This is a genomic window from Cloacibacterium sp. DMC96 (assembly GCF_056313765.1).
The window spans coordinates 937,705-963,811 of the sequence record NZ_JBQUZQ010000001.1 but is presented as its reverse complement, the minus strand read 5'-3'; the positions used below and the strand labels follow the sequence as shown (position 1 = coordinate 963,811).

Annotated in this window: 23 protein-coding genes; 8 read left to right on the top strand and 15 right to left on the bottom strand. The window is 32.4% G+C overall.

All coding sequences use genetic code 11. The features are described 5' to 3' along the window. The first annotated feature begins 44 nt into the window (after positions 1-44). The 4 genes from uvrA to ACT53I_RS04270 all read left to right on the top strand — a co-directional run bounded on the left by uvrA (position 45) and on the right by ACT53I_RS04270 (position 4,939). The gene (gene uvrA / locus ACT53I_RS04285) at positions 45-2,876 is read left to right on the top strand and encodes an excinuclease ABC subunit UvrA (RefSeq protein ID WP_476078568.1); all 2,832 of its coding nucleotides are present in this window, start codon (positions 45-47) and stop codon (positions 2,874-2,876) included. 22 nt (positions 2,877-2,898) lie between these two features. After that, positions 2,899-3,975 carry a rhomboid family intramembrane serine protease gene (locus ACT53I_RS04280; RefSeq protein WP_476078567.1) on the top strand — a complete coding sequence of 359 codons (1,077 nt, stop codon included), beginning with the start codon at positions 2,899-2,901 and terminating at the stop codon, positions 3,973-3,975. 18 nt (positions 3,976-3,993) lie between these two features. After that, a complete protein-coding gene (locus tag ACT53I_RS04275; protein ID WP_476078566.1) occupies positions 3,994-4,485 on the top strand; it encodes an N-acetyltransferase family protein in 492 nt (163 codons plus the stop codon). Positions 4,486-4,567: 82 nt separating this feature from the next. Continuing rightward, positions 4,568-4,939, top strand: coding sequence for a hypothetical protein (locus ACT53I_RS04270; RefSeq protein WP_371461098.1), 372 nt, complete (start codon positions 4,568-4,570; stop codon positions 4,937-4,939). 49 nt (positions 4,940-4,988) lie between these two features. Here ACT53I_RS04270 and ACT53I_RS04265 read toward each other — a convergent pair whose 3' ends face one another. The 3 genes from ACT53I_RS04265 to ACT53I_RS04255 form a co-directional block, all read right to left on the bottom strand. Next, on the bottom strand, positions 4,989-5,459 hold the full coding sequence (locus tag ACT53I_RS04265; RefSeq protein ID WP_104794106.1) for a methylglyoxal synthase: 471 nt from the start codon (positions 5,457-5,459) through the stop codon (positions 4,989-4,991). An 81-nt stretch (positions 5,460-5,540) separates the two neighbouring features. Next, positions 5,541-6,173: a peroxiredoxin gene (locus ACT53I_RS04260; RefSeq protein WP_213195948.1), complete on the bottom strand. Its 633-nt coding sequence runs from the start codon at positions 6,171-6,173 to the stop codon at positions 5,541-5,543. 157 nt (positions 6,174-6,330) lie between these two features. Continuing rightward, on the bottom strand, positions 6,331-7,530 hold the full coding sequence (locus ACT53I_RS04255; RefSeq protein WP_476078565.1) for a pyridoxal phosphate-dependent aminotransferase: 1,200 nt from the start codon (positions 7,528-7,530) through the stop codon (positions 6,331-6,333). A 94-nt stretch (positions 7,531-7,624) separates the two neighbouring features. Between ACT53I_RS04255 and rsmG the strand changes: the two genes are divergently transcribed. The 4 genes from rsmG to ACT53I_RS04235 all read left to right on the top strand — a co-directional run bounded on the left by rsmG (position 7,625) and on the right by ACT53I_RS04235 (position 11,923). After that, positions 7,625-8,260 (top strand): 16S rRNA (guanine(527)-N(7))-methyltransferase RsmG, encoded by a 636-nt coding sequence (gene rsmG / locus ACT53I_RS04250; protein WP_104794067.1) that lies wholly within the window; start codon positions 7,625-7,627, stop codon positions 8,258-8,260. Positions 8,261-8,272: 12 nt separating this feature from the next. Continuing rightward, positions 8,273-8,689, top strand: a complete 417-nt coding sequence (locus ACT53I_RS04245; RefSeq protein WP_476078564.1) for a hypothetical protein — start codon at positions 8,273-8,275, stop codon at positions 8,687-8,689. Between the two features lie 121 nt (positions 8,690-8,810). After that, positions 8,811-9,227, top strand: a complete 417-nt coding sequence (locus tag ACT53I_RS04240; protein ID WP_476078563.1) for a DUF922 domain-containing protein — start codon at positions 8,811-8,813, stop codon at positions 9,225-9,227. Then, positions 9,227-11,923: a PD-(D/E)XK nuclease family protein gene (locus ACT53I_RS04235; RefSeq protein WP_476078562.1), complete on the top strand. Its 2,697-nt coding sequence runs from the start codon at positions 9,227-9,229 to the stop codon at positions 11,921-11,923. The genes ACT53I_RS04240 and ACT53I_RS04235 overlap by 1 nt, the downstream gene beginning before the upstream one ends. A gap of 33 nt (positions 11,924-11,956) precedes the next feature. On the opposite strand, the gene ACT53I_RS04230 is transcribed toward ACT53I_RS04235, so the two are convergent. From ACT53I_RS04230 to ACT53I_RS04175, 12 genes are all read right to left on the bottom strand, one after another. Beyond that, positions 11,957-13,216: a dihydrolipoamide acetyltransferase family protein gene (locus tag ACT53I_RS04230; RefSeq protein WP_476078561.1), complete on the bottom strand. Its 1,260-nt coding sequence runs from the start codon at positions 13,214-13,216 to the stop codon at positions 11,957-11,959. Positions 13,217-13,485: 269 nt separating this feature from the next. Continuing rightward, a complete protein-coding gene (locus tag ACT53I_RS04225; protein WP_476078560.1) occupies positions 13,486-14,667 on the bottom strand; it encodes an acyl-CoA dehydrogenase family protein in 1,182 nt (393 codons plus the stop codon). A 142-nt stretch (positions 14,668-14,809) separates the two neighbouring features. Continuing rightward, positions 14,810-15,301 carry a hypothetical protein gene (locus ACT53I_RS04220; RefSeq protein WP_476078559.1) on the bottom strand — a complete coding sequence of 164 codons (492 nt, stop codon included), beginning with the start codon at positions 15,299-15,301 and terminating at the stop codon, positions 14,810-14,812. Between the two features lie 175 nt (positions 15,302-15,476). Next, the gene (locus ACT53I_RS04215; protein ID WP_476078558.1) at positions 15,477-16,064 is read right to left on the bottom strand and encodes an alpha-ketoglutarate-dependent dioxygenase AlkB family protein; all 588 of its coding nucleotides are present in this window, start codon (positions 16,062-16,064) and stop codon (positions 15,477-15,479) included. 114 nt (positions 16,065-16,178) lie between these two features. Next, on the bottom strand, positions 16,179-18,581 hold the full coding sequence (locus tag ACT53I_RS04210) for an alpha/beta hydrolase family protein (protein ID WP_476078557.1): 2,403 nt from the start codon (positions 18,579-18,581) through the stop codon (positions 16,179-16,181). A 266-nt stretch (positions 18,582-18,847) separates the two neighbouring features. After that, positions 18,848-19,258 (bottom strand): DoxX family protein, encoded by a 411-nt coding sequence (locus tag ACT53I_RS04205; protein ID WP_476078556.1) that lies wholly within the window; start codon positions 19,256-19,258, stop codon positions 18,848-18,850. A 99-nt stretch (positions 19,259-19,357) separates the two neighbouring features. Continuing rightward, positions 19,358-20,233: a GTPase Era gene (era, locus tag ACT53I_RS04200; RefSeq protein ID WP_476078555.1), complete on the bottom strand. Its 876-nt coding sequence runs from the start codon at positions 20,231-20,233 to the stop codon at positions 19,358-19,360. 190 nt (positions 20,234-20,423) lie between these two features. Next, positions 20,424-21,188 (bottom strand): class I SAM-dependent methyltransferase, encoded by a 765-nt coding sequence (locus tag ACT53I_RS04195; protein ID WP_476078554.1) that lies wholly within the window; start codon positions 21,186-21,188, stop codon positions 20,424-20,426. A 113-nt stretch (positions 21,189-21,301) separates the two neighbouring features. After that, positions 21,302-22,111 (bottom strand): type I methionyl aminopeptidase, encoded by an 810-nt coding sequence (gene map / locus ACT53I_RS04190; protein ID WP_069799075.1) that lies wholly within the window; start codon positions 22,109-22,111, stop codon positions 21,302-21,304. Positions 22,112-22,146: 35 nt separating this feature from the next. Continuing rightward, a complete protein-coding gene (locus ACT53I_RS04185) occupies positions 22,147-22,578 on the bottom strand; it encodes a BT0820 family HAD-type phosphatase (RefSeq protein WP_069799079.1) in 432 nt (143 codons plus the stop codon). A gap of 68 nt (positions 22,579-22,646) precedes the next feature. After that, entirely contained in the window at positions 22,647-23,312 is a 666-nt protein-coding gene (locus tag ACT53I_RS04180) for a response regulator transcription factor (RefSeq protein ID WP_476078553.1), read from the bottom strand. 66 nt (positions 23,313-23,378) lie between these two features. Further along, positions 23,379-26,078: a sensor histidine kinase gene (locus ACT53I_RS04175; protein ID WP_476078552.1), complete on the bottom strand. Its 2,700-nt coding sequence runs from the start codon at positions 26,076-26,078 to the stop codon at positions 23,379-23,381. Positions 26,079-26,107 lie beyond the last annotated feature (29 nt).

Below are 26,107 nucleotides of genomic sequence, written 5' to 3'. Positions count from 1 at the left end.
TCCGTATTTTTGTAAGTCTTGATTTTTTTGACGAGATTGACATTATGAGTACAGAAAAAGAATACATCGAAATATACGGAGCTAGAGAACACAATCTAAAAAACATCAATGTTAAAATCCCTAGAAATGAACTGGTTACCATTACGGGACTTTCTGGTTCTGGGAAATCTTCTTTGGCATTTGATACCATTTTTGCAGAAGGACAAAGACGTTATATCGAAACTTTCTCTGCATATGCTCGTCAGTTTTTGGGCGGTTTAGAGCGTCCAGATGTGGATAAAATCGAAGGACTTTCTCCTGTAATTGCCATCGAACAAAAGACTACCAATAAAAATCCACGTTCTACGGTAGGAACCGTTACAGAATTGTATGACTTTCTGCGTTTGCTTTTCGCTAGAGTTTCAGATGCATATTCTTTGGAAACTGGTCAAAAAATGGTAAGCTACACAGAAGAACAAATTCTAGAAACCATCAAAGAAAATTATAAAGGCGAAAAAGTTTTGCTTTTAGCACCCGTTATTCGTTCTAGAAAAGGGCATTATCACGAACTTTTTGTCCAATTGGCGAAAAAAGGATATTCTCAAGCAAGAATTGATGGAGAATTACAAGATATAGAATATGATTTAAAGCTTGACCGTTACAAAACTCACGATATAGAAGTGGTAATAGACCGATGGATTATCGGCGAAAATGCCACGGAAAGCAGAATGGCAAAATCTCTGAAAACCGCTTTGCAAATGGGAGAAGGAGTAGTTATGGTTCAGAAGTTAGGCGCTGCAGATTATCAATATTTTTCTAAAAATTTGATGGATGCACACAGCGGAAATGCTTTGCCTATTCCAGAGCCAAACACGTTTTCTTTCAACTCACCAAAGGGAAGTTGCCCAACTTGTAAAGGTCTCGGAACCATCAAAAAAATCAATGAAGAATTTTTGGTAGAAAATCCTAATTTTTCTATCAATCAAGGCGCTTTATTACCTCTAGAAGTTTTGAAAGGAAACAAATGGCTTCTCACTCAAATTAAAAATATTTTAGAAATTTTCGGGCTAGGTCTAAATACTTCTTTCAATGAAATTCCTCGCGAAGCGGTAGATTATATTTACTACGGTTGCCAAAAAGAATTCACTGCAGATTTAAAATACGCTGGAATTTCTAAGAAAATAAAAATCAATTTTGAAGGGTTGGTTCCTTACCTGAGTCAAGTGATTGAAGATAAAGAAAACTACGATGCAGTAGTGCTTGAAAGACAATTTACCACCGAGGAAACTTGTCCAGAATGCAACGGAGCAAGACTTCAAAAAAGCAGTTTGGCTTTTAAAATTGATGGAAAAAACATTGCGGAAATCAATGCTTTGAGTTTATTGGATTTAAAAGATTGGATTCAAGAAGTTGAAGAAAAATTCAGCGAAAAAAATAAAATTATTGCAAACGAAATTCTAAAAGAAATAGAAACCAGATTGCAGTTTTTATTAGACGTTGGTTTAGATTATTTAAGCTTGAGTAGAAGTTCTAGAACGCTTTCTGGTGGCGAATCTCAGAGAATTAGATTGGCTACACAAATTGGTTCTCAACTCGTAAATGTATTGTATATTTTAGATGAACCGAGCATTGGTTTACACCAAAGAGACAACGAAAGACTCATCAATTCATTGAAAAATCTTCGTGATATTGGGAATTCTGTTCTCGTGGTAGAACATGATAAAGACATGATTCTAGAAGCCGATTACGTTCTCGATATCGGTCCTAGAGCTGGAAAACACGGTGGCGAAATTCTTTGGCAAGGAAAACCTAAAGATTTAATCAAAGCCAATACAATCACCGCAGATTATCTCACGGGCAAAAGAAGCATAGAAATCCCTAAAGAAAGAAGAAAAGGAAACGGAAAATTTCTAAAACTAAAAGGCGCAACAGGAAATAACCTGAAAAACGTAAACCTAGAAGTTCCTTTAGGAAAATTAGTGGTGGTAACAGGAATTTCAGGAAGTGGAAAATCTTCTTTGATTAATGGAACGCTTTATCCAATTCTCAACAAACATTTTTACAGAGCGGTTCAAGAGCCTTTGCCTTATAAAAAATTCGAAGGCATCGAAAATATCGACAAAATTGTAGATGTAGACCAAACTCCTATTGGAAGAACACCACGTTCTAATCCTGCAACTTACACTGGAATGTTCACCGATATTAGAAATCTTTTTGCAGAATTGCCAGAATCTAAAATCCGTGGTTACAAGGCGGGAAGATTCTCTTTCAATGTAAAAGGTGGAAGATGCGAAACGTGTCAAGGTGGTGGTTTAAAAGTGATTGAAATGAACTTTTTACCAGATGTTTACGTGCATTGCGAAACCTGCAACGGAAAACGCTTCAACAGAGAAACTTTGGAAGTTCGCTACAAAGGAAAATCGATTTCTGATGTGTTGGAAATGACGATAGATGAAGCGGTAGATTTCTTCCAACCGATTCCTAAAATTTATGCAAAAGTGAAAACTCTCCAAGACGTTGGTTTGGGATATATAACACTTGGGCAACAATCTACCACATTAAGTGGAGGAGAAGCTCAACGTATAAAACTAGCAACAGAACTTGCCAAAAAACAAACAGGAAACACGCTTTATATTCTGGATGAACCTACAACAGGTTTGCACTTTGAAGATGTAAAAATCTTGATGGAAGCCATCAATCAGTTGGTAGAATTAGGCAATTCTTTTATTATTATTGAACATAATTTAGACGTAATAAAATTAGCAGACCACATTATAGACATCGGTCCAGAAGGTGGAAAACACGGTGGCGAAATCATCGCAACGGGAACTCCTGAAGAATTGATAAAATCAAAAAAATCTTTGACTGCTAAATTTTTAAAAAAGGAAATGGAATAATAACTAAAAACTAATAACCATAATGAGCGTTTGGACAGAATTTTTACAAAACAAAAAATTTGAAATTAAAGATGATTACGGCATCTTTTTACATGAATTCAGAACGCCAATGTTCTTTTCTACTGAAGATGATTTAATGACCTACATTAGTGATACCGATTTAAAAGAAATTTTATACATCAAGTTCAAAGAAGACGAAAATTTCAAGCTTTTTGGCTCCGAAAAAAAGCATCACGAGATTATTAACAGTACCGAAAAGAAAAAATTTAAGAATTCATTTTTATGGTTTATTGTTATTTTAATAGGCTCTTTGGTTTATCATTATTTTGTTAAAGAAATTGATTTTAAAGAGCTAAAATTATTCATCATTATTGGAGGAGTTTTCCCAATTACCGAAATGTTTTTTGAATATAAAAATCTTACTGATGTCAGTTCCCAAAAACATCAAAAATTTATTGAAAATTCTATTTTTAGCTTTTGGTTACAAAAATCTAATACAAAATTCTTTGCATATTTAATTCCAACCATTCTAGCATTGAGTTTTGGCTTCCAAGAAATTCTAACATTGGGTAAATCCACTCAATTTAATTTTGTGAATGAATTTGCACTCATAAAAAGCAGATTAGATTTGGGAGAATATGAAAGGTTGCTAACTTACCTTTTTGTACATTATAACATACTGCATATCAGTGTAATATTTGGCGCATTGTATTTTTTATCTAGAATATTTCTTCAGTTTTATAACCTATCATTATTTATTCTCATCTTCGCAATTACAGGAATTGTAGGAGGTTTATCAAGTGTTATTATCCTTCCGAAAGAGATTTCCTATGGTGCTTCTAGTTCTGTTTTAGGGATTTTGGGATTTTTAATCGTTATTGTTTTCAAACATAAAGAAGTGATTCCTACCAATATCATTAAAGACTTAGTTAATGGAAGTTTATATGTAGCTGTTTTGGGAATTGCGGGTTATGAATTTATAAATAATGCCGCTAATTTTGGAGGTTTTATAGCTGGAGCGCTTATTGCCACAACCATTGATAATAAAGACGAAATAGAACATAAAATTAAAAAATCTCTTTCAAAAATTAAATTTTAAAACAATACTCAAAAGAATATGAACTACCAAATCCGTGAAATGCTTCCAGATGATGGAACGAGAGTTTTAGAAATTTTCAAACAGGGAATTGATGGCGGCAATGCTACTTTTGACAAAGAAGTTCCAAGTTGGGAAACTTGGGACAATAAATATTTCAAAGTTTGTAGATTGATTCTAGAAGACGAAAATGGAGTAGTACAAGGTTGGGCTGCCATTCAACCGGTTTCTGCAAGAGCATGCTTCAAAGGTGTTGCCGAAGTAAGTATTTATCTCGATAATTCAGTTCATGGAAAAGGTTTCGGCGAAATGTTACTCCATAAATTAATAGAAGAAACTGAGGAACATCATTTTTGGACTTTACAATCTGGGATTTTTCCAGAAAATGTAGCGAGCATTAAAATTCACGAAAAATTAGGCTTCAGAATCATTGGAAGAAGAGAAAAAATCGCTGAAATGAACGGTGTTTGGAGAGATGTAATTCTTTTAGAAAGAAGAACTCATAAATTCTAAAAACGTTAAAGTTTTCTTAAGAAATAAGATTTTGGCAAAGCTTTTGTTTTATAGAAAGTATCAACCCCAAAATCTTAAAAAAATGAAAAATATATTTAAAATATTCGGTGCTTTAGCACTCACGATAACTGTAGTTTCTTGTGGTTCTAGTAATGTTTACGGAGATAATGGAAGAGTTTATAGAGCTCCAGATGGTAGAATTTACAGACAAGGCGAAATTTATAGAGCACCTAATGGTGATGTTTACCGAAATGGTGTTTTAATTAGAAGCGGTTCTTCTACGGTAATCATCGTAGATGACAGACCGCAAAATTTACCTCCTGGTCAAATGAAGAAAGTCTATGGAACCAAATCTGCTAAAGTTTTCGCGCCTGGTCAACAAAAAAATGATCGTTATTACTATGATGAACACGGGAAAAAAAGAAAAATGAAGCACAAAAAGAATCACCGATAAAAACAGAGATTAAATATTGATAATGAGAGCCCGAATTTTCGGGCTTTTTTTATGAAATTCCTTTTTCTATATTTCTATTTAAATATACTTTATAATCAGGAGTTTCCACAGCATATTCTGTATGCATGAAAGGCGAAGTTAGAATAAAATCTGCGGTAGAGGCATCACATGCTACGATAATATTCCAAACGGCACAAATTCTTAAAAATGCCTTCACATCTGGATCATGAGGCTGCGCTTCCATAGGATCCCAAAAGAAAATAACGATATCTATTTTTCCTTCGGCAATCATTGCACCGAGTTGTTGATCTCCACCAAGTGGGCCACTCATTACTCTGTGAACAGGAACGCCCAATTCATTTTCTATCAATTTTCCCGTGGTTCCTGTAGCAATTAATTGATGTTGTTGAATCACTTCACTATGTTTTTTTACCCATTCAAGTAATTCATCTTTTTTATGGTCGTGAGCAATAAGCGCTATTGTTTTTTGAGGAGAAAGCAACCTTACATTTTTAGTCATTTCATTCATTTTTGAACAAGTAAATTTACAAAAAAAGCAGAACAAAATGTTCTGCTTTGGTATTAATTGTATTTTAATATTTTAGTTTTGGCTAAGATATTCTGCAGTTGCAGTTCTAGTAGCATTCATTGCTGCTTTACCTTCTTGCCAGTTTGCTGGACAAACTTCTCCGTATTTTTGAACGTGAGTGTAAGCATCAATTAATCTTAAATATTCAGCTACGTTTCTTCCAAGAGGCATATCATTTACGCTTTCGTGGAAAACTTTTCCTTCTTCATCAATTAAATAAGTTGCTCTGTACGTTACGTTAGACCCAGAAAAAGTTTCGTTTCCTTCTTCATCATATTCGAAATCTTGGTCTACAATTCCTAAAATATTAGCCAATTGTCTGTGCGTATCAGCTAAAAGTGGATAAGTCACTCCTTCGATTCCTCCCATATTTTTTGGAGTAGATAACCATGCGAAGTGTACCTCGTTTGTGTCACAAGAAGCACCAATAACCATGGTGTTTCTGTTTTTAAATTCTTCTAAAGCAGCTTGAAAAGCATGTAATTCTGTTGGACAAACAAAAGTAAAGTCTTTTGGATACCAAAATAATAGAACTTTTGATTGATTTTTTACTGCTTCTTCTAAAACGTTAATTCTTAAATTTTCTCCTGATTTAGAGATTGCGTCTACCGTTACATTTGGAAATTTTCTTCCTACTAATGCCATTTTTTTGTTGTTTTTTACTATTATATTTTCAGACTGCAAAATTAATCAATTTTAAAATTTTTAAAATGAGAAACCGATAATTTTTTTCTATGACTCTTAAAAAGCAAAAAATCTTCAGCTTTTGACTGAAGATTTTAAAGATATTTTTAAAAATTTGTTAATGAATTTCTGCTTCTGTTAAAACATTTTTAATTCTACTCATCGCTTCTTTTAATTCTTCTTCAGAAGCCGCATAAGAGAATCTAATACAATTAGCATCACCAAAACTTACGCCTCCTACACAAGCTACATGCGATTTTTCTAATAAAAACATCGCAAAATCATCAGAATTATTGATGAGAACACCGTCAATTGTTTTACCGATGTAATAAGAAATATCTGGGAAGAAGTAGAATGCTGCTTTTGGCAAATTAACTTTAAATCCTGGAATATCTTTTATCAATTCAAAAACCAAATTTCTTCGTTTTTCAAAACTTTCTACCATAAAATAATATTCACTCGGATCTGTTTCTAAACCTATAATCGAAGCTCTTTGCGCAACTGTATTCGCGCCAGAAGTCATTTGTCCTTGAACTTTATCACAAGCTTTGGCTAACCATTCTGGACAAGCGCTATAACCAATTCTCCAACCGGTCATTGCAAAAGCTTTAGACATACCGTTGATTACTGCAGTTTGTTCATAAACTTGTGGAAATTCTGCAATAGAAGTGTGTTTTCCATCGTAATTGATGTATTCGTAGATTTCATCAGAAATAATCGTTACATAAGGATATTTCGCCACTACATTAGCTATTTTTTCTAATTCGTCTTTCGTATAATAACTACCAGAAGGATTACAAGGCGAACTGTAAAGAATTACTTTCGTTTTTGGAGTAATCGCAGCTTCTAGTTGTTCAGCCGTCATTTTAAACTCTGTGTCAATATTCGTTTCTATAAAAACAGAAGTTCCGCCCATCATTTTCACCATTTCGTCGTAAGAAACCCAATAAGGAGCTGGTAAAATCACCTCGTCACCATCATTTACTACTGCTGCTAAAACATTAAGAATAGACTGTTTTGCACCGTTTGAAACACATATTTGAGTCGGTTTATAATCCAGATGATTATCTCTTTTCAGCTTTTTAGCAATCGCTTGTCTCAACTCTAAAAATCCTGGAACAGGCGAATAATGAGAGAAATTTTGATTAATAGCATCAAAAGCAGCTTGTTTGATATTCGCAGGAACATCAAAATCTGGCTCACCAAGAGTTAACGAAATCACATCTATTCCCGCAGCTTTCATTTCACGGGCTTTATTGCTCATTACGAAAGTTTGAGAATAACTTAATCTGTTTAATCTATCTGACAGTTTATTCATTTTTACGATTTTTAGCAAAGATAAATTTTAAAGTATAAATTCCGAAAGATTTCCGCGATAAATTCTTTATTTTTGTTGAAATATTAGAACGCATATGTCTTCAGAAATTATTTTAAAATATTTCCCAAATTTAACAGACCAACAAAAATCTCAGTTCCAACAACTTGAAACACTTTATAAAGACTGGAACGAAAAAATTAACGTGATTTCGAGAAAAGATATTGATGAATTCTACGAAAGACATGTTCTCCATTCATTGGGAATTGCAAAAATCATGGAATTTGCAGATGGAACCAAAGTTCTAGACATAGGAACTGGTGGTGGTTTCCCGGGAATTCCTTTGGCGATTTTGTTTCCAAATGTAGAATTTACTTTGGTAGATTCCATTGGCAAAAAAATTACGGTAGTGAATGCAGTAGCAGAAAGTCTTGGTTTAAAAAATGTAAAAGCCTATCACGAAAGAGCCGAAAAAATAAAAGACAAATTCCATTTTGTAGTGAGCAGAGCAGTTACACAAATGCCTGTTTTCTTGCGTTGGTTAAAAGGAAAATTCGAAAAAGAACAATTTAACCCAAAACACAATGGCGTTTTATACCTAAAAGGTGGTGATTTAGGAGAAGAACTCGCTGGAATAAAATGTGAAATTTACCATCTGAAAGACCAATTCGAAGAAGAGTTTTTTGACACTAAAAAAGTAGTATATTTATCCAAAGGAAATTTTAATTCATAAAAACTAAAATCAATGAAGAAAATTTTTAACCTCAGTGTAATCACTTTATTAGCTGGATTTTTCGCTGTTTCTTGTGATAGAAATGACGAAGATGAAATTCAAAATGTTGAAGCCATCAAAATAGACAGCGTGAAAATTGCCCAAGACACGATGGATGTTTTCACCATTCAAACAATCAAAACGTATTCTACTTATCCAAGTGCTTGTGATGATTTTTTTGGATATGATTATATCAGAAACGGTTTAGAAAGAAATGTGGTGGCTTATTCTTACACGATTAACGGAACTTGTACTCAAGCAACAAGAGTTGGAGTAAATGGTTTCAACTTTAGACCAGAAGAAAAAGGTATTTACACTTTCAAATTTTGGAACGGAAAAGACAGCAGCAATCAAAACATTTGGATTGAGAAAACAATTGTAGTAGAGTAGTATGAAGAAGATTTTTAGCCTTATTTTATTGTTTTGTTTTTTAACTGTTTTTTCTCAAAAATTAGTCTGGAAAGAAGGAACAAAACTTAATTGGAGCCTTTTTAAATCACCAGAAAACAAAATGAAAAGTGACAGCACCATTGTCAGTTATTCTTCTTGTGGACTAAGTTACACCGCTTTTAAAGACAAAGCCAATAATAAAATGAAGGTGAGAATAGATGCTACTTTTGACCCTAGCAAATCTTGGAAGCATCCTATTAAGACCAAAAATCTCAATATTAATCATGAACAAGGTCATTTTGATATAGCCGAAATTTACGCTAGAAAACTGAGAAAAGAATTTCTAGAAAATGTAAAAACGGAGAAAGATTACCAATTGAAATTTAAGTTGATTTATCAAGTGATGTATGGTGAATTTCTCGATTATCAAAACTATTATGATAATATTACCAAACGAGGAACCAATGCAGAAAAACAAAATGAGCTGGAAGCAGAAATTAAAGCTCAACTCAAAAAACTAGAACGCTATAAAAACTAATGCTAAACCAAAAATTTTTACAAAAAGTCATATCAGAAATACTCGAAAAATCTTCGGATTTATCGGGTTTTTCATTTATAATTCCAGGAAAAAGACCCGTAGTTTTTATTAAAGAAATTTTAAAAGAAAAAAACTATAATGGGATTCTTCCAGAGTTTTTTACGATTGATGAATTGGTACATTCCATCAGTCAAAAACAAGAGATCAAAGGCATTGCACTTTGGCTTTTTGCTTATCAAACCTATACTCAACTTTATCAAGATGAAGATCTTGCCACATTTTTAAAATGGTTCCCAACACTGCAAAAAGATTGGGATGATATGCTGAAATTCCATGGAAATGATAAAGAAATTCTGGAATGGATGCTCGCTGAAGAACGCATCAAAAACTGGGGCGAAAATCTGGGTGATGAAGAAGGTGCTAAAAAGAGAAATCTCAATTTTTGGAGAAAAATGAATGCTTTTCTTCCTTTTTTACAAGAAAAATTAGAGGAACAGCAATTGGCTACTTCGGGAATGATTCATCTTTACACCAAAGAAAATTTAGAAAATTATTGTAAAATTTTCAATCTTAGAGCCATTTTTATTGGGTTTAACGCTTTTACTCCCGTTGAAGAAAAATTAGTCAGAACGCTTTTACAATGGGACAAAGCAGATATTTTCTTTCATGCAGATGAATACTATTTCCATGACGAAAGACAAGAAGCAGGGAAATTTCTCCGCGAATACAAAACTTGGAAAGAATTCAATGATTCTAGAGATTTCAACTGGATTGAAAATGAATTCATTGAACCAAAAAATATAAAAGTTTACGAAGTTTCAGGAAATATTGCTCAAACCAAAGTTTTGCCAGAAATTCTTTCAGAAATACGCACAGAAAATTCTGATTATCAAAATACTGCGGTAGTTTTATTGGATGAAAATTTGCTTCCTGCAACGTTAGATTCTCTCGCATCTGTTGAAAAACTGAACATTACAATGGGCTTTCCGTTGAAAAATTTGGCATTTTCAAATGCGATGAAAAAACTGTTTCATCTTCATAAACAATTAGAAAAAAACGCTTCTTCATATTATTACAATGATATTTTACCGATTTTAGATGAACTTCCAAAGAATTTTAAAGACGAAAATATCATCAAAAACTTCGTTGCAACCTTAGAAGAAAGAAACATTGTTTATATTTCTAAAAAGCAATTAAGTGAATTATTGAACGGACTTTCTTTCTATAATTTGTTTGAAAAACAAGACGCTGAAACTTTACTTAATACTTTAATTCAATTTTGTAAAGATTTAAAATACAATGAAATAGACAATGTGCAATATGAAAACATTTCTCATTTTGAGAAGAGTTTCATCATCATCAAGAATCAACTTTCTCCATATCAATATCAAGTAAAAATCGAAACATTGGAAGTGTTGATTAATCAACTCATTAACTCTGAATCAATAGATTTTGTGGGAGAACCTTTAGAAGGTTTACAATTGATGGGACTTTTGGAAACACGATTGTTGAATTTTGAAAATATCATTCTTCTTTCTGCCAATGAAGGAAAATTACCTCTTGGAAATTCTCAAAACACCTATCTTCCGTTTGATGTAAGAAAGCAGTTTAATTTGCATACTTTCTTAGAAAATGATGGAATTTATGCCTATCACTTTTACCGATTTTTACAGAATGCCAAGAATATATATTTGCTTTACAATGCTCTCGGTTCTGGCGTAAATACAGGCGAAAAAACGAGATTCATTACCCAAATTGAAATGGAATCTCAGCATAAAATAGAGCATATCATCATCGAAAACACATCTGAACCGATTAATCAAGAACCCATTACGATTGAAAAAACGCCTTCAGTTCTTGAAAAATTAGAAGAATGGAAGCAAAAAGTTTCACCATCACATTTGGTAACCTATCTTTATAATCCTATTGATTTTTATTTGGATAAAATTCTCAATACCAGAGAAACAACAGAAATTGAAGAAGAACTTTCTCAACGTAATTATGGGACTTTAGTTCATAATGCTTTAGAATATTTATACGAAAAAATAATCGGTAAAATATTAAAAGTTAATGATTTAGAAAATTTACTTCAACAAGTAGATGAATCAATTGAAAAAGCCATTGAAAGACTCAAACATCAAACAGAATTCTACGAAAAAGGAATGAACTTCGTTCACAAACAAATTGCCAAAAGAGTAGTAGAATCTGTTTTGAATTATGATTTAGAGTTGGTAAAAAACGGAAATTCTTTGGAAATTGTAGCTTTAGAAAGAAAAATCGAAAATATTCCTTTTAAAATTGATGAAAATAATGAGGTGATTTTCTACGGATTTATTGATAGAATTGATATTCTGAATGGAACTTTAAGAATTATAGATTATAAAACTGCAAAGCCTAAGAACCTGAAAATCAAAGCAAAAGAAGACAAAATTGAAAATCTTTTCTTTGATGACAAATACAAACAAGCGATGCAATTGTGCATGTATCAATATTGTATTTCTCAAATAGATGAGTTTAAAAATCGTGAAATAGAAACAGGAATTTGGAGTTTTGCAGAGGTGAATAACGGCGTACAAAAAGTAGAATTTACCGAAGGTAATTTTGAAGATTCTTTAGTTTCTGTGAAAAATTTAATTCTAGAAATCCTGAATCCAGAAATTCCATTTACAGAAAAAGTTCACGAAAGTTGGAATTGATAAAAAATATAATCAACGAATAAAAAGGAGCGTTTAATAACGCTCCATATTTTTTTTAATCTCCGTCAAGAATTTCGAGGCAAGAGCGCCATCTACAATTCTGTGGTCATAACTTAAAGACAGCGTCATCACCGATTGAGGCAATATTTTTTCTTCGCCGTTTTCATCAACAATCCAAGATTTTCTCAAAATATTTCCTAAAGCCAGAACTGCAACTTGCGGTCTGGAAATAATAGGCGTTCCACTTTCTGAACCGAACATTCCCGTATTAGAAACTGTGAAAGTAGTATCTTGAATATCGTCTGGTTTCAGTTTTCCATTTTTAGCTCTTGTTCCGATTTCAGAAACTTGTTGAGCAATTTCTACAACCGATAAATTCTGTGCATTTTTTATATTCGGAACGATGAGATTACCATCTGGAAGTGCTGCTGCAAAACCTAAATTGATGGTTTTCTTTTCTAACAATTCTTCATTATTAAACCAAGAATTTAGAGTAGGATAGACCTTAATTGCATCTATCACTGCTTTCATTATCAAATGTGTATAAGTGAGTTTTACCGCATTTTCTTGTAGAAATTTCTCTTTATTTTCTTCACGATAAGCGACTAATTTCGTCACATTTGCATCCATAAAAGTAGTAACATGAGGAATGCTTCGCCAAGATTTTTCCATATTTTCGGCGATGAGTTTACGCATTTTAGAAAGTGGCTCTAAAGTTTCGCCGAGTTCTACTTTGAGTTGAAGTTTTTCTTCAACAAATGGAGTAGAAGAGCTTTGTTTTCTTGGTTTTAAGAAATTTTCAACATCTTGTTTTCTGATTCTTCCGTTTTCTCCAGTTCCATTGATTTTCTGCAAATCTTCTAAACTCAATCCGTTTTCTGCAGCCATTTTTCTTACAACAGGTGAAAGAAAAGATACGAGCTCCGAGTTTCGAGCTGTGAGTTGAGTTTTGTCATTTTGAGCGGAATGTAATGGAGTCGAAAAATCTTTATTAGACACTTCGACTGCTTCACTATGTTTCGCGCTCAGTGTGACGGTTTCAGAAACAGCATCATCCACTTCCATGGTGCAAATAGGAGTTCCTACAGAAACTTCTTCGCCTTCTTTTACAAGAATTTCTTTGAGCGTTCCTTCGTATTCTGAGAAGATTTCAGAATCTACTTTATCTGTTCCTATCACTGCAAAAAGTTCATCTCGTTTGATGAAATCTCCAGGTTTTTTGAGCCATTCTACGATTTTGGCTTCGGTAGTAGATTCTCCTATTTTAGGTAATGGTATGTTGATGGTTTTCATAATTTACACGCAAAGAGCGCAAAGAAATTTTTAAAATTCTTTATGTTTTTAAGTCCGCAAAGGCGTAAACTTATCAAAAGTTTTCGCGTGAGCGATTGCAGTGGAAATCCTTTTATTTTGTCAGTCTGAGCGGAGTCGAAGACTGGAAAAATAAAAGATTGGAACGGAAAGCGCGACTTTTTTGCATGGCAATAGCGGTGGAAAAAAGGCACGCCAAAATCAAAAAAAAACTTTGTCAAAGATTTAAAAACTTTGACAAAGTATAATTTTTATGAAAATGCGTTAATTCCTGTAATATCAAGACCTGTGATGAGCAAGTGAACGTCTTCAGTTCCTTCGTATGTGATTACAGATTCTAAGTTGGCAGCGTGACGCATCATTGGGAATTCTCCCATAATTCCCATTCCTCCAAGAATTTGACGAGATTCTCTTGCTATGTTAATAGCCATTCTCACGTTGTTTCTCTTAGCCATAGAAATTTGAGCAGGAGTAGCTTTGTGGTCATTTTTTAAGATTCCTAATCTCCAGCAAAGCAATTGCGCTTTTGTAATTTCAGTTAAAAATTCGGCTAATTTTTTCTGTTGAAGTTGGAAACTTGCGATCGGTTTTCCGAACTGTGTTCTTTCTTTAGAATACTGAACAGCAGTACAATAGCAATCTATTGCAGCACCAATTACACCCCAAGAAATTCCGTAACGTGCTGAATTTAAACAAGAAAGAGGACCTTTTAAACCTTCTACATTTGGTAAAAGATTTTCTTTAGGAACTTTTACGTTATTAAAAACCAATTCACCCGTTTTAGAAGCTCTCAAACTCCATTTATTGGTAGTTTCTGGAGTGGTAAAACCTTCGTAACCACGTTCTACAATCATTCCGCGAACTTTTCCGTCTTCACCTTTTGCCCAAACTACAGCAATATCACAAAGTGGAGCATTGGTAATCCACATTTTAGCACCATTTAACAAATAATGATCGCCCATATCTTTGTAATGCGTTTCCATTCCTCCTGGATTAGAACCGTGATTAGGCTCTGTTAAACCAAATGCACCGATAAATTCACCAGAAGCTAATTTTGGAAGATATTTACGTTTTTGTTCCTCTGAACCAAACTCAAAAATAGGAAACATTACCAAAGAACTCTGTACAGAAGCAGCAGAACGAACTGCAGAATCTCCACGTTCTAACTCTTGCATAATTAATCCGTAAGAAATTTGGTCTAAACCTGCCCCTCCATATTCTTCTGGAATATAAGGACCAAGAGCACCAATTGCTCCTAATTCTTTCATCAAATTAGGAATGTCTTTATGATGTTGCGCTGCATCATCAATTTGAGGCATAATAAATGACTGAACCCAATCTCTTACAGAGTTTCTGATTAATATATGTTCTTCTGTAAGTAAATCATCAATTCCATAATAATCTGGAATGCTATTTAAAGGATAGTATGACATTGCGTTTAAATTTTGCTAAAAATACGAGGATTTCGCATAGTATCAAAATACCCAATAGAAAAAGTAAACTGCAACTATTTGTAGAGAAAAAATTAAAAATTTAATCTAAAATAGAGTAGAATAGCATGAAAAATTACTAACATTATTTACATTTAACAGGCGATAAAACTCTTCCAGATTTAAAATCTACACTTTTATCATTCACAATAATCATGGTAGAATCGTTCTTTTGTTTCAAAGCAGTAATTCCTTCGTAAAGTTTATTGTCTTTGGTCAAAAAGCGAACATCTATTAACGAATGCATTCCTTCAGAAAACATGTCGTAAGTTAATTTTAAGGTATCACCAGATTTTATACCATACACTTTTCCAGTAGAACCATCTTTTTCAAAATTATCGTAACTCATTTTTCCTTTTACAGAATCTGTAGGATAAAGAGTGTAAGAAAGGTGCAAAGAATCTTTGCCTACCACAGAAAGATAACAAAATTGCAAAGTATCTTTTTTCGGCTCAAAAGTATCTGGATAATTCTGGTGAATGGTATCTTCAGGAATTATGGTATATGAAGATGTTTCTTTTTTGTTACAAGAGACAAAAGAAATGCTTATCAAAAGAATAATTACAAAATTTTTCATAATTTTTCTTGTAAAATTATGGCGATAAACGATTTACAACTTTATAGAATTCTCATCAAAGATTATAAACTTTCAACGGAGTGAAAGAAATGATAAGGTTAGGAAACTATAAATTAATTTAAGTCGTAAAAAATACAATTTAACATAATATAAATTATAGGAATTAATTAAAATATTATGTTTTGTTGTTTACAATTGTTCTGAATGTCAAATTAATTCTTGGCTCGGTGATTTTAGCATTCGTATAAAGCTTATGTTTCCAATAGATTTGAGTTTCATCTTTCATGATGAGTAATGAACCATTCTCAAGCATTAGAAAAATTTCTTCTTTGCTAAAATTATGTTTGAAACCAAATTTTCTTTCCGCTCCGAAACTTACAGACGCAATTGCAGAATGTTTCAAAATTTCTTTTTCATTATCAGAATGCCAACTCATCGCTTCTGAGCCATTGTGATAATAGTTCAATAAACACGCATTAAATTTTTCGCCTGAGATTTGTTCCACCGTAGATTTTATTTCTAAAATAAATTTTAGCCAATTCTCAGCGATTTTATTTTTACCCGAATATTTATAAGAAATTCCTTCATCTCCTAAAAAAGCAACTTTTCTTTTGGTGATAATCTCTTTTCCAAAAATTTTGACTACATCATGTTGCCAATTTATTTCATTGAGCAATTTAACATAATATATTTCACTTTGTTCTTCCGTGAAAATTTTTCCATAATAATGTAAAGTGCCGTCTTTTGGTAAAAGATTATTCATTTCTTAGATATTAGATTGCAGAAGTGAGATTCTAGACTTTTTTAAAATTACAAATTTTATCCCATTCAGAATTATTTAAAAATAAAAAAGACGCTTTTCAGCGTCTTTTAAAATTTATTTTTTTAAACATTTTTCCAAGAATTGGTCTTGTTCCCAAAGCAAATGTAAAATGTTTTCCTTAGCAACATAACCGTGAGCTTCTTTTGGTAAAATCACCATTCTTACAGGTGCTCCCAAGTTTTTCAATGCTTGGAAATAACGCTCTGTTTGCAATGTAAATGTACCCGGATTGTTATCTGCTTCACCATGAACTAAAAGCATTGGTTTTTTCATTTTATTAGCGTTCATAAATGGCGACATTCCGTTGTATATTTCAGGAACATCCCAATAATTACGCTGTTCACTTTGGAAACCAAATGGCGTTAAAGTTCTGTTATAAGCGCCACTTCTAGCAATTCCGCATGCAAAATCATTAGAGTGCGTCAATAAATTAGCCGTCATAAACGCTCCATAAGAATGTCCACCCACTGCTACTCTATTTCTGTCGATATAACCTAACTGATCCACTGCATCAATCGCTGCTTTTCCATTGGCAACCAATTGCGGAATAAAGGTATCATTCGGTTCTGTGGTTCCTTCACCAATAATTGGAAAACTCGCATCATCTAAAACCGCATAACCTTTGGTTACCCAATAAATAAACGAACCATAACTTGGGAAGGTAAATTCATTTGGATTAGCAGTGTTTTGTCCAGCAGTTGCTTTATCTTTAAATTCTTCTGGATAAGCCCAAACTAAAAGTGGTAATTTTGGTTTCTTTTTGAAATCATAATTTGCTGGTAAATAAAGCGTTCCTTTCAGTTCTACTCCATCGTTTCTTTTGTATTTGATGACTTCTTTATGAATATTAGAAATGCTAGCAAAAGGATTTGCAAACTGAGTTACAGCTTCTGCTTTGTTGTTTTTAATATTTCTCACAAAATAATTAGGGTACTGATTTTTAGACTGTTGTGTTACTAAAACCGTTCCTTTATTCGCATCAATAATGTCAATAATATCTTCTTTTACATTGGGTGTTTTAGAAGTGTATAATCTTTTGGTTTGGAAGTTTTTAAAATCAAATTCATCAATGAAAGGAAACTGACCTTCCTTGGTAAAACCATCACCAATTAAATGTGCTTTTCCGTTTTTGATTGAAATTACATATTGTCCGAATTCATTTTTATCGGTTTGGAAATTTCCTGGATCTGCATAAACATCTTGATAATTTCTTTCGGCAATTTCTTTATTTTCTCCTGTTTTTGGATTTAGGAAATACGTTTTTTGTGAACGCGTGTCATACCAAGAATCCATTACTACAGCGTTTTCTTCATTCCCGAATTGAATTCCTGCAAATCTTTGTTTGGTTTTCATCAAAGATTTTGGTTCTGCAGAAAAAGGTGCATCCCAAGTAAAAATTTCATCTCTGAATTCTGCTTTTTTGCTTTGGTCTCCACCATCTAGAGCTTCTACAAAATATAAACTTGCAGGTTTGTCTGCTCTCCAAGACATATTTCTTTTTCCTGTTCTAACTGATGAAAATCCTTTTGGCATAATTTCATTCAATGGAACGTCATTTACTGTTTTCACTAAATTCCCTTGTAAATCAAAAACTTGAGCAGTCATCGGGAATCTAGAAAGCGGAACGATGTAAGAAAATGGTTTTTTAATGGTAGAAATCATTACATAATTTCCGTCTGGCGAAAGTTGGATTCCTGCATAAATATCAGCAGATTTATAAGGAGTTTCTGCTCCATCAAGATTCATTTTTACCAATTCTGCTCTGGTTAAAGTCTCAAAATTGGCTTCATCCATAGGATTTTTTAATAAATCTTGATATGTTCTGTTTTGTGAAACTTTTCCATCTGCATTAGAAACAATTGGTCCAGTTGGAAGATTTTTCTTTTCATTTAAAAGAGCTGGCCTGTTTGCAGGAAGTTTTCTTACGATTAATTCCTGAGAATTTTTCAGCCAAACAAACGGAGAACCTAAATTGGCATTAAGATTATCACTTGAAATTTTCTTAGCTGTTCTGGTTTCTAAATCTAAAATCCAAAGTTCTACTCCTTTTTCTGTAGTATTGGTAAATGCTAGTTTCTTTTCGTCTGGAGACCAAGAAAGATTGGTAATTTTAGGATTTTGAGGCAATCCAATTACTTGTGTTTCTTGCTTTTCGTTGAATTTTCTAACTTTTAAATTACTAATATACGTAACAGAACTCGAAATATTGGTTACAGGATTTACACGTAAACCTGCCAATTTCATTTCTTCTTGGTTAAGGTCGTCTAACGTTTTATAAGTAGGTCTGTAAGAAAAAACCATCCAGTCTTTTTTGCTGTTCATAGAAACAGAAGGTGTTCTTTGGAAATCAGCGAGTTGAAGAATTTCAGCAGAAGGTTTTTGGTAGGTTAAATTTTCTTGCGAAAATCCACAAATGGATAAAGCGAGAAATAAAACAGAAATTTTGATAGATCTCATATTTTAAATTTTTGATTTACGATTTTTTGATTAGTGGTTTTATTGAAGGGAAAGTTACAATTTTTCCTGAAATTTCTGAAGATTTCTGCATTTGCGCTAACGATGGAAGCGGCATCCTTTTTCTTTAGATTTGGAAAATGCTTTGGAAAGAAAAAGATATAGCGGACAGCGTGTTAAAGCGCCAAAAAACATCCCGTCATTCAGAAAATCTGAATTCCACACTCTAAAAGAGAGGAACAAAAAAGACGCTAGAAGCGCCTTTGAATTTATTTTCGATTGATCATTCTGTCGATGGAAATACTTCCGGGACCTGCTACAAATATTAAAATGTAGTGGAATAAATAGAGCAATGCCATTTCTTGTTTGGCAAAAGGATCGTTTCCATGAACGATGAAAATAGCTACTAACATCGTGATAATGAGAGGAATAGAAACGAATCTGGTGAAAAGTCCTAAAATTAAGAAAAGTGAACAAAGAACTTCTGCAAGAACTGCTAAAACGAGGGATGTTTTGCTGCCGATTCCGAAGAAATTAATGAAATCATGACTTCCTCCGAGAAGTTGCATGAGCTTCGGAAATCCATGAGTAAGCATTCCCAATCCTACAAAAATTCTAATGGCTAATAACGCCCAATCTAACAAGGTTTTGTTATAACCCGTTGTATTCAGATTCTTCATTTTCTCTTTATTTTTAGACTACCAAAAATAAAAAATAAATTTGAGATGATATGACTTTTTATCATAAAAAAACTCAACCAAAATGATTGAGTTTTTATTTTATCTGTAGCCGAAATTCTTAAGGTCCCTTTCGTTTTTACGCCAGTCTTTTTTGACTTTTACAAAAAGATTAAGGTGAATTTTCTTAGAAAAGAATTTCTCCAAATCTATTCTGGCTTCGGTTCCCACTTTTTTGATGGCTTCACCTTTGTGACCGATGAGAATTCCTTTTTGGGTGTCTCTTTCAACGTAAATAATAGAGTCTATAAAGATAATTCCTTCTTTTTCTTTGAACATTTCTGTTACCACTTCTACAGAATATGGAATTTCTTTATCGTAATTCAATAAAATTTTCTCTCTGATATTTTCGTTTACGAAGAATCGTTCAGATTTATCTGTGTATTGGTCTTTGTCGTAGTAAGGCGGATTTTCGGGCAATAAAGCTTTTAATTTTGGCAAAATTAAATCGGTATTAAAACCTTCTAACGCTGAAATCGGTAAAATTTCTGCTTTTTCAATTTTATTATGCCAGTACTCCACTTTTTCGAGCATCGCTTCTTGGTTAGACGCATCTATCTTATTGAGTAAAATAAGAACTGGAACTGGAATTTTGTTCAGTTTATCTACCAAAAATTCATTCGGTTCTTCTTTATCATTAACATCTACGATGAACAAGAAAACGTCTGCATCTTGTAAAGAATCTTTTACAAAATCCATCATTTTTTCCTGCAATTCGTATTTAGGTTCTAGAACTCCTGGAGTATCAGAAAATACGATTTGTAGGTCTTCTTCATTATAAATTCCGAAAATACGGTGTCTTGTTGTCTGTGCTTTTTGGGTCACAATCGCTAATTTTTCGCCCATCAATTGATTGAGCAATGTAGATTTTCCTGCGTTTGGTTTCCCGACTATGTTTACAAATCCTGCTTTGTGCATTTGTTTTACTTAAAATTAAAGGATTAAAAGATTTAAAATTTCTTTTTTGCAAAGGTAAGGAAAATAGAATTGGGAAATAATTAAAACGAAAAAATTGTCATTGCGAAAGAATCTTTGAAACATTGCGTTCCTACGGAACGAGAATTATTTTAAAAATTTCGAAAGTTGTACAATTTATAAGAATTTAAAATTACTTTCTTACCACAGGTAAAATTTCGGTTACGTTTAGTCCGAATTTTTTTTGTTCTTGTTCAGGAAATTTTTGAGAATAAAAATTAGTTTCTACTTCGAAACCTACGAATTTTAACCTTTCGAAATAATCCATTCCATACCAACGAACATGGTCATATTGCCCAAAATGTTTTTGTCTTTCTTTTGGGTCTGTAATGGTAAAATCTTCGTAAGTTTTCTCTAGAGAGTTTTTCATGGGAACTTGCAAAATTCCCCACCCTCCTTTTTTCATCACCCTATAAAGTTCGCTCATCGCTTTTTTGTCATCTATAATATGTTCTAAGACGTGATTACAGAAAATGACATCAAAACTTTCATCTTCAAAGGGCAAATCTAGAATGTCTGCTTTTACATCTACAATCGGCGAAAACAAATCTGCAGAAGTGTATTCTAAATTCTTCATTTTCTTGAATTTTCTCAAGAATTCTTGCTCTGGAGCAATGTGAAGCACTTTATAATTTTTAGTGAAAAAATCGGTTTCATTTTTTAGATACAACCACATTTGACGATGACGCTCTAAACTCAAAGTTCCGGGAGAAAGTGCATTTTCACGTTGTTTTCCGTAACCATAAGGTAAAAATTTACGGTAGGATTTCCCGTCAATCGGATCGGTGAATTTATTTCCTTTGAAAAAAAGATAGATTAAAGGGCGAAGAAAAATGCTTAGATTAATAAGCATAGGTCTTGGAATTTTATTCAGTAAAAATGATGCGAGTTTCTTCATATAATTTCTAATTCAAATTTAAAAAAATATTTTTCATTTTTTAAAATAAATTTTGGAGTATCTATTCATAAAAAAAACGGACAAAAGCCCGTTTTAATTGATATTCATATTTTCTAAAAATCCATAGTAAATGGTTCTTCTTCATTACTGGTAATTCCTAATGCTTCGTAAATATATTTGAAGGTAGAAAGTAAAACTGGCTTTCCATTAATCACTGCAACATCATGTTCAAAATGTGCAGAAGGTGTTTTGTCTAATGAAGTCACCGTCCATCCATCTTTGTGGAATTTTACCTGATGTGTTCCCAGATTAACCATAGGTTCTATAGCGACAACTAGACCATCTTTGATGACTTTTCCGCTGCCTTTTCTTCCGTAATTAGGAACTTGAGGATCTTCGTGCATGGTTCTTCCCAAACCGTGACCTACCAATTCTCTTACCACTCCGTAACCATGTTTTTCGCAGTGCGTTTGAATAGCGTTTGAAATATCTCCTATTCTTTTTCCGCGAACGCATTGTTCTATTCCTTTATAAAGGGATTCTTTGGTTACTTGAAGTAATTTTTTGGTTTCTGGTGCTACTTCTCCCACTTCGAACGAATAAGCGTGGTCTCCATAAAAACCATTCATATAAACACCACAATCTACAGAAAGAATGTCTCCTTCTTCTAGTGGAATATCTTTTGGTATCCCATGAACTACCTCTTCATTGGGAGAGATACATAAGGAATTGGGGAAACCATACATTCCTAAAAATGCAGGTTCGCCACCATGATCTTTGATAAAATCATGAGCTAATTTATCCAAATGTAATGTGGTAACTCCTGGTTTAATTTCTGCTGCAATCATTCCTAAAGTTTTAGAAACGAGTTGAGCACTTTCGCGCATTAAACGGAGTTCTTCTATTGTTTTAAGTATAATCATTTTTTAAAATTTGAAATTAGAGATTTTAGCTTTTTTTACCAAAATAAACCTCTTTTCTTTTCTTTTTTCATTTTAGAATAAGCTAAAACTTCGCCTCCTTCTACTCTGAATTCTATTCTTTCGGTGATGATGTTATAGATTTCTCCCCAACCAGGAAAACCGCCTAAATTTCTATCATCTATAAATAAATCTGCGTCTATTTTTCTGGATTGAGTTTCATCATCAAAGATTTCACCTTCGAAACTAGAGTTTACGGCGTAGAATTCTACTCCATTTTTTCTACAAAATTCTACCGCTTCTTCTAGAGATTTCCCGTGTCTATAAGTCCAAAGAATTAATCGATATCCTTCAGATTGTAATTTTTTTAGGGTTTCAAAAGCGAAAATTTTTGGTTTTCCAATGGATGGATAAGCATCTTCTACAATGGTTCCATCAAAATCTATAGCGAGTTTTTTATTACTTAACATTGTACTGATTTAGTTTTTGCAAATATAAGAAATAAAAAAAGGCTAATAAAATAAGCCTTTTAGAAATATTAAATCCATTTATTTTTATAAGCCAGATTCATGACTTGACTTCGGGAGTTGAGATGGAGTTTTTTGTAGATATTATTCACATGAGTTCTCACGGTATTAGGACTTATGAATAATTTATCTGCAATTTCGTGATGATTATACCCTTTTACCACTTCTCTTAGAATTTCCATTTCTCGGTCGCTTAATTGATGGTCTATAATTGCATTCTGCATACTTGCAGTAGGTTTTGGCGTATCTCTTAACAAATCCATTGCTCTTCTTGCAATGGCAGGACTCATAGGAATACCATCAAACTGAACCACATTTTTCATGGCTTCTACTATGTTTATAGCTTTATCTTCCTTAAGCAAATAACCACTTGCTCCAGCTTTAATGGCTTCGAAAATTTTATCATCATCTTCATAAATCGTTAACACAATGTATTTAATTTCTGGAAATTTAATAGACGCAGAAGCAATGGTGACAATTCCATCGAGAATAGGCATTTCTAAATCCATCAATACCACTTGAGGATGCTCTTCTTTGGGAAGACTTTCTAATTTATCAAAAAAATCTTCACCATTTGTGGCTTCGAATACTAAAAGCACGTCTTGATAGGGCGCTAACTTTTCTTTAATCGTAATTCTATTAATCTGATTATCATCTACTATTGCTACTTTTATCATGGCTTTTTAATGGTTTTACAATATATTTTTTTTGTGTTTTAAAATCAATACTACAAATTACGTATTTTACATCTCGTAAAGTTCTATGGTAGTACCAGATGAATCTGAATAAATATTGAGCTTGAATCCTAGTTCTCTTGCTCTTTCTTTCATATTAATTAACCCATTACCTTCTCTAAGATTATCAGGATTAAATCCACGACCGTTATCTTTGATATAAATGATAATTTTATTTTTAGAGATTACATTTACTTCTACTTTCGCAGCATTTGAATGTTTATAAATATTTTGTAGTGCTTCTTGCATAATTCTAAAAATTCCGCTTCCTGTAGTTGCATCAAATTTTCTATTATTTTCTATTTCTTCTTCGAAAATTATTTTGATTTCATTTGTTTGTAAAAATTTACGCGCATAACTTTTAAAATTATCATATAATGCAATAATATTGGTGTCTTTATTTCCTAAAATCCAAATGGTTTGTCTAAGAAGTGCTAAAATATGTTCTGCATCTAGTCTTACATCTTCACAACTAATTTCTTTATTGTTATATGAATTTTCGTTTATAGAAGTTTTCAGTTTATCAATTTTAGAAATTAAACTGGTTACATACGCACCTATATTATCATGTAAATCTCTGCTGATTCTTTTTCTTTCGTTTTCTAATTGATGTTTAACTCTGAGTTGATTTAATCTCTTGATGTACTTTTTCTTATTAATTTCATTTATATAATTATAAAGAAATAACCCGAAAACTAGAAGAGAAATTACTACAAACCACCATCTTATGTAGAAAGGTCCTAAAACGGTAAATTCTATTTTATTTGGCATCACTTTTTCATAGCCATCTTCATTTACAGATTTTATTTGTAAGGAATATTTTCCTTGATCGATGTGAGAGAACTTAAGTGTTCTTGGTTCTTTAAAGGGTTTCCAAGCATCATCATTAATTTTGTAGAATAAAGTAGTTTTTCCCAATAAATTTTTATCAACTGAGGAAAATACAAATTGTATATCACGGTTATGGTCTTCAAAATAGATATTGTCTTTAACATTTATTTCTTCGCCATCATGAAGAATTTTTGAAATTTCGGTGGATTTCACCATGGTATTCGTTACAATTTTATCTAAATCAATGACTGTAATTTTATTTTTAGAAACTACCGTAAGTTTATGATTAGAAGCTGAATAATCTCCTTTTAAAATCAAATCTTCATTATTATCTAAAATTCTAATAGAACCTATAGGTTTTAAAATATTTTTGGTTTTCAACAATAAATCTTTATCAGTCAACACCCAAATTCTATTTTTAACATCTCTAAAAATCAATCGTGTAAGATTCCCACTAAATCCTTCTTCTGCTTTAAAAGTTTTGATTATTTTATTGTTATACCATTGTGCAATTCCTTTTCTAGCACCAATATAGACAGTATCTGTATCTGCAAAAACGGTAGTTACAAAATTACTGTGTAACCCATTTTTTTTATTGATATGACTTATAAAATTAAGCTTTTCATCGAGGATAGAAAGACCAGATTCATAAGAAACCATGCCATAACCTTGTTTAATTTTAAAAAGATTCTCAATATTATTAAAAGGTTTATTTTGATATTTAGTCACGGAATTTCCATTCTTTACAAAAAAACCGCCTCCATAAGTGGTGAAAATAATCTGACTGTTGAATTTTAAAATCTTAGAAACGCCAGCAGTAAAAGGAAATAAATTTATGAATTGCAATTGATTTCCATTCATTTTATAGGTTTCTAATCCAGCAAACGAACCTAAATAAAGAAAATCACCATCTAAATGGAAAGTAAGCGCATCTTTTCTAAGAAAAATTTTTGACAGTATCTTGTCACCTTGAATAATGTATAAAAAACCATCTGCGAGAATATATTGTTTATTATCAAAAGTCAAAATCTGTCTCGCATTTATACTCTTATGATTGAAAGTTATTTTCGGGTTGTTATTACGAATGATAGAAATACCACCTCCCAGTGTAGAAATAATCACATCATTCTTAGAAGTTTTTAAGATATGATTAATACTGTTATTTCCCAGTCCATTTTTTTCGGAAAGCGTATCTATGATTTTACCATTTTGCTTTATAAAAATGGTATTTTCTATTTTTTCTAAAATAAAACGATTGAGGACTATTTTATCATTTTGTAATAAAAAATCTCGGTCAGCCAGTTTGATTTTTGAATTCTTTCCTCGAAGAAAAATACTATTTTGTTCAATGTACAAAGGAATTAATGTCTTAACATTACTGATATCAATAGCATAAAACTTCTCCTGATTTGTTTTAGGATTAACTCCATTAATTAAGATATAATTGCTGTTATAATTAGAAATTTTGAAATCCCTCAATATCAAATTACCTAAACTTGGATATTTTACTGTAATCCTTCTTTTATTGGTGTCAAAATAATATAATCCTCTTTCTGAAAGATAAATCAACAATCCATTTTTTTTATCTGAAATCGCTTTATTAATATAGTTTCCAGGCATTCCATTATCTACATCTAGCGTAATCCATTCTCCATCTTGATAAGTAGCAAGACCTTTATCTGTTCCTAACCAAATCACTCCATTTTGGTCTTCATTGGCATTAAAAACATAATTGCTAGGCAGACCTTCTGTCTCGGTAATATTTTCTATAATAGAAGCCTCTTGAGAAAAAAGAAAAGAAGAGAGAACAATAAAAAATAGGCCAACTACTTTTTTGTTTTTGGAATATAAGTACTTATAAAAAAAATTAGCCAACATAATGATTATTAGTTGGCTAAAGTTAATAA

What these genes read in the sequence shown, in the direction of transcription:
- uvrA (WP_476078568.1), top strand. Translation starts at nt 45, where the DNA reads ATGAGTACAGAAAAAGAATACATCGAAATATACGGAGCTAGAGAACAC.
- ACT53I_RS04280 (WP_476078567.1), top strand. Translation starts at nt 2,899, where the DNA reads ATGAGCGTTTGGACAGAATTTTTACAAAACAAAAAATTTGAAATTAAA.
- ACT53I_RS04275 (WP_476078566.1), top strand. Translation starts at nt 3,994, where the DNA reads ATGAACTACCAAATCCGTGAAATGCTTCCAGATGATGGAACGAGAGTT.
- ACT53I_RS04270 (WP_371461098.1), top strand. Translation starts at nt 4,568, where the DNA reads ATGAAAAATATATTTAAAATATTCGGTGCTTTAGCACTCACGATAACT.
- ACT53I_RS04265 (WP_104794106.1), bottom strand. Translation starts at nt 5,459, where the DNA reads ATGACTAAAAATGTAAGGTTGCTTTCTCCTCAAAAAACAATAGCGCTT.
- ACT53I_RS04260 (WP_213195948.1), bottom strand. Translation starts at nt 6,173, where the DNA reads ATGGCATTAGTAGGAAGAAAATTTCCAAATGTAACGGTAGACGCAATC.
- ACT53I_RS04255 (WP_476078565.1), bottom strand. Translation starts at nt 7,530, where the DNA reads ATGAATAAACTGTCAGATAGATTAAACAGATTAAGTTATTCTCAAACT.
- rsmG (WP_104794067.1), top strand. Translation starts at nt 7,625, where the DNA reads ATGTCTTCAGAAATTATTTTAAAATATTTCCCAAATTTAACAGACCAA.
- ACT53I_RS04245 (WP_476078564.1), top strand. Translation starts at nt 8,273, where the DNA reads ATGAAGAAAATTTTTAACCTCAGTGTAATCACTTTATTAGCTGGATTT.
- ACT53I_RS04240 (WP_476078563.1), top strand. Translation starts at nt 8,811, where the DNA reads ATGAAAAGTGACAGCACCATTGTCAGTTATTCTTCTTGTGGACTAAGT.
- ACT53I_RS04235 (WP_476078562.1), top strand. Translation starts at nt 9,227, where the DNA reads ATGCTAAACCAAAAATTTTTACAAAAAGTCATATCAGAAATACTCGAA.
- ACT53I_RS04230 (WP_476078561.1), bottom strand. Translation starts at nt 13,216, where the DNA reads ATGAAAACCATCAACATACCATTACCTAAAATAGGAGAATCTACTACC.
- ACT53I_RS04225 (WP_476078560.1), bottom strand. Translation starts at nt 14,667, where the DNA reads ATGTCATACTATCCTTTAAATAGCATTCCAGATTATTATGGAATTGAT.
- ACT53I_RS04220 (WP_476078559.1), bottom strand. Translation starts at nt 15,301, where the DNA reads ATGAAAAATTTTGTAATTATTCTTTTGATAAGCATTTCTTTTGTCTCT.
- ACT53I_RS04215 (WP_476078558.1), bottom strand. Translation starts at nt 16,064, where the DNA reads ATGAATAATCTTTTACCAAAAGACGGCACTTTACATTATTATGGAAAA.
- ACT53I_RS04210 (WP_476078557.1), bottom strand. Translation starts at nt 18,581, where the DNA reads ATGAGATCTATCAAAATTTCTGTTTTATTTCTCGCTTTATCCATTTGT.
- ACT53I_RS04205 (WP_476078556.1), bottom strand. Translation starts at nt 19,258, where the DNA reads ATGAAGAATCTGAATACAACGGGTTATAACAAAACCTTGTTAGATTGG.
- era (WP_476078555.1), bottom strand. Translation starts at nt 20,233, where the DNA reads ATGCACAAAGCAGGATTTGTAAACATAGTCGGGAAACCAAACGCAGGA.
- ACT53I_RS04195 (WP_476078554.1), bottom strand. Translation starts at nt 21,188, where the DNA reads ATGAAGAAACTCGCATCATTTTTACTGAATAAAATTCCAAGACCTATG.
- map (WP_069799075.1), bottom strand. Translation starts at nt 22,111, where the DNA reads ATGATTATACTTAAAACAATAGAAGAACTCCGTTTAATGCGCGAAAGT.
- ACT53I_RS04185 (WP_069799079.1), bottom strand. Translation starts at nt 22,578, where the DNA reads ATGTTAAGTAATAAAAAACTCGCTATAGATTTTGATGGAACCATTGTA.
- ACT53I_RS04180 (WP_476078553.1), bottom strand. Translation starts at nt 23,312, where the DNA reads ATGATAAAAGTAGCAATAGTAGATGATAATCAGATTAATAGAATTACG.
- ACT53I_RS04175 (WP_476078552.1), bottom strand. Translation starts at nt 26,078, where the DNA reads ATGTTGGCTAATTTTTTTTATAAGTACTTATATTCCAAAAACAAAAAA.